The organism is Candidatus Poriferisocius sp. (genome assembly GCF_965214065.1).
GTDB lineage: Bacteria > Actinomycetota > Acidimicrobiia > Acidimicrobiales > Bin134 > Poriferisocius.
The window spans coordinates 1-6,520 of the sequence record NZ_CBDCAT010000006.1; the positions used below are offsets into that span (position 1 = coordinate 1).

Annotated in this window: 6 protein-coding genes and 1 pseudogene; 3 read left to right on the forward strand and 4 right to left on the reverse strand. The window is 63.1% G+C overall.

The annotated features are described in order from the left end of the window. Nucleotides 1–1,457 (reverse strand): aminomethyl-transferring glycine dehydrogenase subunit GcvPB (gene gcvPB, locus ACOOGG_RS00290; protein WP_420431107.1); only part of this gene is annotated, 1,457 nt, incomplete at its 3' end. Beyond that, the gene (gene gcvPA / locus ACOOGG_RS00295) at nucleotides 1,454–2,851 is read right to left on the reverse strand and encodes an aminomethyl-transferring glycine dehydrogenase subunit GcvPA (protein ID WP_420431109.1); all 1,398 of its coding nucleotides are present in this window, start codon (nucleotides 2,849–2,851) and stop codon (nucleotides 1,454–1,456) included. The genes gcvPA and gcvPB, both read right to left, overlap by 4 nt. A 204-nt stretch (nucleotides 2,852–3,055) precedes the next feature. Here gcvPA and ACOOGG_RS00300 point away from each other — a divergent pair, with 204 nt between their 5' ends. The 3 genes from ACOOGG_RS00300 to ACOOGG_RS00310 all read left to right on the forward strand — a co-directional run bounded on the left by ACOOGG_RS00300 (nucleotide 3,056) and on the right by ACOOGG_RS00310 (nucleotide 4,925). Beyond that, nucleotides 3,056–3,319, forward strand: coding sequence for a hypothetical protein (locus ACOOGG_RS00300; protein ID WP_420431111.1), 264 nt, complete (start codon nucleotides 3,056–3,058; stop codon nucleotides 3,317–3,319). Next, a complete protein-coding gene (locus ACOOGG_RS00305) occupies nucleotides 3,316–3,588 on the forward strand; it encodes a ribbon-helix-helix domain-containing protein (protein WP_420431113.1) in 273 nt (90 codons plus the stop codon). The genes ACOOGG_RS00300 and ACOOGG_RS00305 overlap by 4 nt, the downstream gene beginning before the upstream one ends. Nucleotides 3,589–3,809: 221 nt before the next feature. Beyond that, nucleotides 3,810–4,925, forward strand: coding sequence for an ATP-NAD kinase family protein (locus tag ACOOGG_RS00310; RefSeq protein WP_420431115.1), 1,116 nt, complete (start codon nucleotides 3,810–3,812; stop codon nucleotides 4,923–4,925). 56 nt (nucleotides 4,926–4,981) lie between these two features. Here ACOOGG_RS00310 and ACOOGG_RS00315 read toward each other — a convergent pair whose 3' ends face one another. Further along, the gene (locus tag ACOOGG_RS00315) at nucleotides 4,982–6,157 is read right to left on the reverse strand and encodes an ATP-binding protein (RefSeq protein ID WP_420431117.1); all 1,176 of its coding nucleotides are present in this window, start codon (nucleotides 6,155–6,157) and stop codon (nucleotides 4,982–4,984) included. An 83-nt stretch (nucleotides 6,158–6,240) separates the two neighbouring features. Beyond that, a pseudogene (locus ACOOGG_RS00320) lies at nucleotides 6,241–6,520 on the reverse strand (glucosamine-6-phosphate deaminase); the annotation flags it as partial.

Consider the following 6,520-nt stretch of genomic DNA (forward strand, 5'->3'; position numbering starts at 1 on the left):
TTGTGGGGGGCGGTCTTGACCACCTCGGGATCGGTACGGGCCTCCTCGCAGATCGCCGCGATCACGTCCACCCAGTAGTCCATGTCCTCGATGGACCACATCTCCCCTGCTTCGGGTGTGAAAGGCTCGGGGATGAACCACGGTTCGTGGCTCAACCAGAAGGCGTCCACCCCGTAGTCGACCATTCGGTTCTGCACATCCAGGGTGGTCACACCGGTCTCTTCGGTGAGCTCGCCCAAGCTGTAGCGAGTCATCTCCATGCGGTGCTTGGTGAGGTGGGGTAACCCTTTGGTCACGCCGGGTATGCGGAGGAGACGGGTCTCCATGTAGTTGTTGGCCAGCAGCGACAGGTCGGCGGCTTCCTTCACTCCCTCGGCACCCAACGCCCGGAGCCACGAGTATGCCTTGATTATGACCGGGATGTTGCCCAGGTACTCCCGCACCTGGGTGCTCCCGGCGTGGTCAGGAACCTTGACCTGGTAGTCGCCGTCCTCGCTCTTGACCACCACCGGAGTGGTCAGGTAGGGGGCCAACTCGTCCGAGCATCCGTATGCTCCCACCGCCGGGCCGCCGCCTGCCTTGGGAGCGCCGAAGGTCTTGTGGAGCATCATCATGCAGGCATCGAAGCCCAGCTCCCGGGCCCGGATCCGGCCCATCACGCCGTTGAAGTTGGCAGTGTCGTAGAAGCAGAGCCCGCCTACCGAGTGGACAATGTCCACCCACTCTTTGATGTGGGGGTTGTAGATTCCGATGTCATCGGGGTTGTTGACCATCAGCGCCGCGGTCCGCTCCGAAGCTACTGCCCGGAGCGCCTCCACCGACGCATAGCCGTCCTCCTCTAGGGGGAGGTTGATCACGTCGAAGCCTGCTGCCGCCGCGGTGGCCGGGTTGCAGGGATGGGCCTGGACGGTGGTGATGATCTCCCTACGTTGCGCCAGGTTCCCTCTGGCCTTGTGGTAGGCCCTGGTCACCGTAGCGTGGAGGAAGGCAGCATCAGCGCCCCCACCCGGCTGGAAGACGAACTGATCCATCCCGGTGAGCTCGCGGAGCATCCGATCGAGCCCGTAGATGACGGCGAGCGTGCCCTGGAGGGTCTCGACGTCCTGATCGGGGTGGGTCGCCGCCACAAACGGCTGGCGGGCGAGCGCCTCGGTAACCCTCGGGTTGTACTTCATAGTGCAGGTACCGAACAGGCTGATGCCCATCATCCCCAGCACCTCCTGGCTGAGATGCAGATAGTGGCGCAGTGCCTCGGGTTCCGACAGCTCGGGAAGATTCGCCGGTTGGCCACGACGTAGGGTCTCAGGAATAAGGTCGGTGCCATCGCCCACCACCGACTCGAACTCGGGCTCGTCCACGGGGAAGAGCTGTCCTCGGCGACCGGGCCGGCCCAGTTCCATCACCAACGGTTCGTCCCAGACCGCGGCGTGATATCTCCTAAGTCCGTTGCTCGTCATCTCGTCACCCCCTCCAGCACTTCGGTTAGTCGGTCTATATCGGCTCGGCCGTGTACTTCGGTCACGCAATACAGGGCACTCTGCCCCAGGTCCGGAAAGTCGCTGCTGAGATCGCGGCCCCCGAAAATGCCGTGGGCGCGAAGTCGCCGGTTGATCTCCGCGACCGGCGGGCCCTCAGCATCGAACTGGACCACGAACTCCTTGAAGAAGCCTGCGGGCCAAGGCAAGGTAATGCCCGGAAGGGTGGCGAGTTGGTGGGCCGCGTAGTGGCTCCTCCTAAGGATCGCTCCGCCCAACTCCTCGAAGCCGTTCGGCCCCAGTACCGACATGTAGGCGGCGTTGGCGATCGCCCACAGATAAACCGAGTTCCCGGTCCAGTCCTTTCCTTCCTCCCGCGATCCGTAAGAGCTCTGCTGGAACAGAGCCAAGCCGAAGGCCCGTTCTCCCTCATGTGTGGTGTCGGTGAGGCTGACCTGGAGGGTGGGGTACTCCCTCGCGTAGCGCTCCTCGTCGCGGGTGGCGATGAACCCGCCCACTCCACCGCCTCCGTTCATGTGCACACCGAGGGGCTGGGTGGTACCCACCGCGATATCGACACCGTAGGCCGAAGGCGGGGCGATCACGCCGAGCGAGGTCGGGTCCACACCGGCGATGGTCTCGGCACCCGCGGCGCGGGCCATCCGAGCAATCTCGGCGGCCTGGTCCTCGATCACCCCCAGGTAGCCAGGATTCTCAAAGTAGACCGCCGCCACCCGGTCATCGAGTCGCCTACTGAGGTCGTCTAGGTCGAGGCGTCCGGTAGCGGCGTCGTACCCCACCTGCTCGATCTTGATGTGTCCCTCCTGTTCCGGGGCACCCGCGTAGGTACGGGCCACGTCAAGACGTTGCGGATCCATCAGGACCGGAACCAGCACCCGGCCCCGGCCGGTCATCCGGGAAGCCATCCGCATCGAGTGTCCCACCGCGGCACCCCAGCTGTAGACCGGTAGGCCTACGAAGTCCATCCCCACCAGCTCGCCCATTTGGCTGGCAAATTCGAACCAGGCCTGGTTGCGGCCCAGGTCGGAAGACGCGGTGCCCCAAACCGAGGTCAGGAACTCGCTACGGGTCCAGATCTCATCACAGATGGCCGGAACATGGTGCTGCCACGTACCGCCCCCCAGGAAGCTGAGGTTGTCCTCGCAGTGCCGGTTCTTCCCGAGCACTCCGGTCAGATGTCGCTTCAACTCCACCTCCGAGGTAAGAGGCTCGGGGAGATCGAATTGCCGGGTGGTTATGTGCTCGTCGGGTATCTGCTCGAACAGCTCATCAACGGTCGCGACGCCGATGGCGTTGAGCATGTGCTGTTTGGCCTCCTCCGTCGAGTTGGCCATGTAGGGGTGGGCTCTGTTCACTCCATCACACCTTCGGTCTCGCGCTCATCTTGCCGACCATCAACTCTACCGATTGGAGACCACAACGCGCCTATCAAGCCTGACAGACACCGACACAGCCTTGGTGCCCGTCTGGGTGACGGGAGGGTTGTTGCAGGACCGACTGGACACCATCGCCGATGGATTGCGAGCGTGGATACCAAATACGTATTACGATAAGTGCATGTGGAGTTCCACCGTTCGGCGTTTAGGCACGGTCACAGCGAGCCGGTCATCCTGCATGCCATCGAGCACGCCCTCGTCGTTGTCGATCTCGACCCGGACGCCGACCCGCCCAAAGTGCTCGCCATCGACCCAGACTTCGCTGGCAATCTCCTCGAGATCATCTGGCTCGAACTCGCCAAGCAGGTCGAACTCGTGATCCACACCATGGCACTGCGACCAGTGTTCTACGAGATGCTCACGACAGGGCAGGACCCGACAGCATGAACGCGCACACGACCAAGACCGGACGGACCCTCACCGATGGCGAGCTTGATGCCATCGCCGAGGAGGTCGAATCGACCGAGTACGACGTTGAGGCACTCAAGACTCGCCAGCGTGGCCGCCCCGCAATGGGCTCGGGTCCTGCCGGGGTCGTGTCCGTTCGCATTGATCCTGAGCTGATAGCGGCAACCGAATCCCGAGCCGAGGCCGATCACACCACAACCAGCGAGGTTATTCGAAGAGCTCTGCGCAAGTTCCTAGACGTCGCCTGATACCTCGACGAGAGGGCAACCATGTGGGGGCCTTGACCGTGAATCACCTGCCCACGAGTCGGGTATCGTCGAAGCAACCTTGCTCAAGGGCGTGCACGAGGTCCTGCGGCCAGTGGAGCGTCCGGTAGTCCCACAACCCCTCGTCGGCGACTGGCCCCGAATCAGGATTTGACGAGCTTGTTGCGGCCTCTTGTGCCAGTGAATTAGCTAGTTTGCCACTCATGAACCAAGCGAACCAGATCCGGCTGGGCCTGATAGTCAACCCCATCGCTGGCATGGGGGGATCGGTAGGGCTCCACGGCACCGACGGAGACACCTACCTCCAGGCAGCCGCCCTCGGAGCAGTCCCGATCGCCCACCGGCGGGCCGGACGGGCGGTCCGATTTCTGGCGGATTCAATACCCGGCTTACCGGTGATCGCCGGGGCGGGTTGTATGGGAGAGGACACCGCTCGCCAGGCCGGGCTCCTCCCAATAGTGGTACCGATTCAATCGGACCCGACCACCTCGTCCGACACCCGAGCGGTCGCCGCCCGGATGGTGGAGGAGGGTGTCGGCTTGATCGCCTTCGCCGGTGGGGACGGAACCGCCCGCGACATCGTGGACGTGGTCAGCACCGAGGTTCCGGTGGTGGGCATCCCGACCGGAGTCAAGATGCATTCGGCCGTGTTTGGGAACACGCCGGAGGCGGCCGGCGCTATGGCAGCCCGCTACCTGGCTACGCCCGACCAGGTTCCCCTGACCCAACGAGAGGTGTTGGATGCCGGAGACGAACCAGGCCGGGTGGCAGGCTTCTCGGTGGCCTCGGTCCCGTTCGTCCGCGATCATCTCCAGCCCGGCAAGGCCATCACCGCGCCCGGGGATGATGCCGACTTAGACCAACTGTGCAAGAAGCTCGCCGACAGGATGATGCCCGACCAGATCTACGTGCTCGGACCCGGTACCACCGTGGCCCGGATCCTCGATCACCTGGATCTGGAGGGAACCCTGGCCGGAGTGGACGTGGTTCGCGACCGCCGAATAATCGCCCCCAACGTCACCGCCACCGCCTTGGTCGACCTACTGGCACCGGGTACTCCGGCGACTATCTATCTGGGGGTGATCGGCGGACAGGGATTCCTGCTCGGTCGGGGCAACCAGCAGATCAGCCCCGAGGCGATCAGCCGGGTCGGGGAGGAGAACGTGATAATCCTGGCTGGCGAGGAAAAGTTAAGGTTCCTGGATCCCCCCGTCCTTCGAGTGGACACCGGCGTTGAAACAACCCGGCCAGTCATGCTGGGATATCGAAGAGTCCATACCGCCCCAGGCCGCAGCACCGTGATGAAGGTGGTCACTTAGAGTTGCCAGTTGGGGCTCGAGTTGATTCGAAAATCGCTCGGAGAAAAGTGTTGGGGCTACGGACGCTTGCTCGAGCCCGCTACCTCACTTGCTATGTCGAGAACGGTGACTGCTTCGATGTCTTTGGCAAGCCGGTAACGCTCGTCACCGGGGTAGACGACGAACTTCGCTTCGGGACGGACATCCTCACAAGCGTTGTGAAAGCCTCTACGAGGGCGCGGATCAAGGCTTCGCTTCACCTCAATGGCCCACGGCTTCCGGCCAGGCAGGGTGAGGATAAGATCGATCTCAGCCCCACCCGATGAGCGATAGAAGTTCGCCTCGGCGCGGTTCGGGGCGAGCGACAGAACGGTCTCGACCACAAACCCCTCCCAACTCGCTCCCACGACGGGGTGTCCGACGACATCTTCCTTAGAGGCCAAACCGAGCAGAGCATGCACGACGCCGCTGTCACGTACGTACACCTTCGGTGACTTGACGAGTCGCTTGCCGACGTTGCGACGCCAGGGCATAAGCCGACGCACCAAAAGAAGATCCACCATAAGGTCCAGGTACCGGAAGACCGTCTTACCATTGACCCCAAGCCCACGCGCCAGAGACGCCGCATTGAGTAGACCTCCCTGCGTGTGCGCCAGCATCACCCACAGTCGCCTGAGGGTCTCGGCGGGAACACGCGGGCCGAGTTGAGGAACATCCCGTTCGAGATACGTCCGTATGAAGTTCTCCCGCCAGGTAAGGCTCCGACCATCGTCAGCGGCCAGAAAGCTGTCCGGGAATCCGCCCCGCACCCAAAGCTTGTCGTGGCTGCGTTTCTCGACCTCCGTAACGTCGAACGTACCCAGTTCAAGATAGGCAACGCGTCCGGCCAAGGTTTCGCCGGACTGTCGCAAGAGGTCCATCGAGGCGGAACCCAGCAGCAGGAATTGAGATGACCGCTTGGCCCTCCGCCTCCCGCGGTCGATAATGCCACGTAAGCTCTGGAACAGACCCGGCATACGGTGGACTTCATCGAGGATGACCAGCCGGTCCTGATGATCCGCCAGGTACAACTCAGGATCTGAGAGCCTGGCACGGTCCCTCGGCGACTCCAGGTCGAGGTAAACCGCATCCACGGTATCGGCAATCTCGAGGGCGAGAGTAGTCTTGCCGACCTGTCGCGGCCCGATCAAGGCAACAGCCGGGTAATCCGCCAGCAAACCGTGCAGCTGCGCATACAAGCGACGGGGAATCATCCGTGTAATTATGGATCTTCCTGCCAGAATTGCAAGGTTATAGCTTTCGGCGGCCGGTCGGAACCGGAGTTGTATCGGAGTTCCTAGGTCCTAGCCGGTAATTTCCCGAGCTGTCCGTGCACTCCCTTCGCTGCTCGGAGATCGAGGATCAGGGTCAGGCGCGGGTGGGTCTGAAGTATCGAGGCGGGCAGGGTTGCTGTCACCGGACCCAGCAAGGCACCCGCGACGGCAGCGGCCTTGGCTGAACCCGAGGCTATGACCATCAGATGATCCGCCCGCAGGATCGTGCCGAGACCCTGCGTCACCGCGCGGCGGGGCACCTCGTCCGGGCTGTCAAAGAAGCCGGCGTTGTCAGCCCTAGTC